This window comes from Prolinoborus fasciculus (assembly GCF_056724605.1).
This window is the reverse complement of record NZ_JBWZQN010000126.1, coordinates 1-1883: the sequence shown is the minus strand read 5'-3', so window position 1 is coordinate 1883 and position 1883 is coordinate 1. Positions and strand designations below refer to the sequence as shown.

Sequence of the window (1883 nt, the reverse complement as noted above, 5' to 3'; positions counted from 1 at the left end):
CATGAGAAAGCCCATATAAATGGGTAATGTACAAGTTGCTGTAGAAGCATGTTTAGTTCGTCTGATCACAGATACGTTATAAACTATTGTAATACTTTTTTGAATCCGTCAATGCGTAAGTCCTATTGTTTTATTAAAAAACTCTATTTAAGCCGAATCTGATGATTCGGTTTTTTATTGGAACTTTCTAATATCTTTGAACAAACGCTATAATATATTTTTATAAATTTACCTGATTTTAATGTCTCTGCTTTTTACGATCTGTCTCCTGCATTTTGTTGCTCAACTCAGTCCCGGTCCCGATGTTTTGCTCATTGCCAAAAGTGCCGCATCCACCACACGCCAGAATGCCCTGAAAGTTATTGCAGGGATCTCTGCCGGTATCGTGGTTTGGGTAATACTGACACTTGCGGGTTTTACCGTGTTAATTGACCAGTTTCCATGGATTCAACAGGTATTGATGGTGCTCGGTGGTGTGTTCCTGGCTAAAATGGGATGGGCCATGTTAAAGGGTGGTGTGCATAGCTTTAAACATAGACATCAGACCGACGACGATACAAATGGACAGGTGCAAGCTAAAAACTATTTTATGTTGGGCTTATGGACCAACCTTTCTAATCCCAAAACACTGATCTATTTTAGTAGCGTATTTTCACTGGCCTTAAGTTCATCTGCTTCAGATTATTTGAAAACACAGCTGGCAGTGATTATTCCTTTGCAGACCTTTATCACCTTTGCTTTATTGATGCTGTTGATTTCCCAACCAAAAATTAAAACCTTGTACCAGCGTTCGGGGAGTTATATTGATATGATTTCAGGCGGACTATTTCTGCTATTTGCATTGTGGTTATGGTATGACGCACTTATTCTGATGAATTAAGTGGTACATCTTCATTTAATGCTGGAGATATTGGTGAGGTCGAGGCAGGAGAGGCTGAGTTGTCTGGTGTTTTAACCGCCGTTTGATAACGATTAGGCTTTAAGGTGGTTTCAGTATTTTCAGAGCCTTGATAACTGCGACTACGGTTAGCGCGCTCACGCAATCCACCTTTTTTAATTAACTGAACCATGGCACATCTCTCATTCAAATCCACAGCTATTGTAAATCAAAGCTGGATTTGATGAGGTTATTTTCCGCATCTCTATTTGAATTATTTAAGAGTAATAAAAAGACTTGTTTGAACTAACAGGTCTTTGCTGTGAGATGCATGAAATTAGCGAAGTCTTTTATCTTCTTCTTTTAAAACATCCAGTATAGAGTGTTGTATAGGAACTTCTTGTTGTGATTGCACATACAAATGCACGACTTTAAAGACGATTGCTGTAACGAGGCAGGCCACAAGACAAAAAATCCAGAAACCAAAAGGGCTGCGAATATGATGTGAGCCACAGTTTGAGCATGATTTTTCTGTAGAGTCGACTACTTTTTCGCAGCAAGCACAATGATATTGATACTGCATTGTTCTTCTCCCAGGATGTTATCCTTTTTATTCTTCGATCATGAAAGATGATTCAATTGGTTTTTTATCATAGGTAGAGCAGCATCAGCTTGCAATAAGCAATTGCTGATAATTACATAGAGACAATAGAGTATAAAAATTCATTACACAAGCAGTAGGATTTTCTTAAAATGTAAGAAATATTTTCATTAATCAAATAATAATCAATGAATTAAGAGTTAATTCTCTTGAAAATATACATAATAAAGCCCGCATCAAGCGGGCTTTATTTGAGCTAGTCTAAAACTTACTGCCCAGAACGGATGATGTAATCAAAAGCAGACAGTGATGCCTTGGCACCTTCACCGGTGGCAATGATGATCTGCTTGTACGGCACTGTGGTACAGTCACCTGCAGCAAATACGCCTTTCACATTGGTTTCGT

General features: G+C 38.3%; 3 protein-coding genes. 1 reads left to right on the top strand and 2 read right to left on the bottom strand.

Annotated features, from left to right (window positions below; genetic code table 11):
• The first annotated feature begins 241 nt into the window (after positions 1 to 241).
• Positions 242 to 880 carry a LysE family transporter gene (locus AC1P5O_RS16470; RefSeq protein WP_004278923.1) on the top strand — a complete coding sequence of 213 codons (639 nt, stop codon included), beginning with the start codon at positions 242 to 244 and terminating at the stop codon, positions 878 to 880.
• Here the strand turns inward: AC1P5O_RS16470 and AC1P5O_RS16465 are convergent.
• Positions 864 to 1070 (bottom strand): hypothetical protein, encoded by a 207-nt coding sequence (locus tag AC1P5O_RS16465; protein ID WP_004731506.1) that lies wholly within the window; start codon positions 1068 to 1070, stop codon positions 864 to 866. The two genes, AC1P5O_RS16470 and AC1P5O_RS16465, sit on opposite strands and share 17 nt — an antisense overlap.
• 144 nt (positions 1071 to 1214) lie before the next feature.
• Positions 1215 to 1460, bottom strand: a complete 246-nt coding sequence (locus AC1P5O_RS16460; protein ID WP_004278921.1) for a hypothetical protein — start codon at positions 1458 to 1460, stop codon at positions 1215 to 1217.
• Positions 1461 to 1883: the final 423 nt, after the last annotated feature.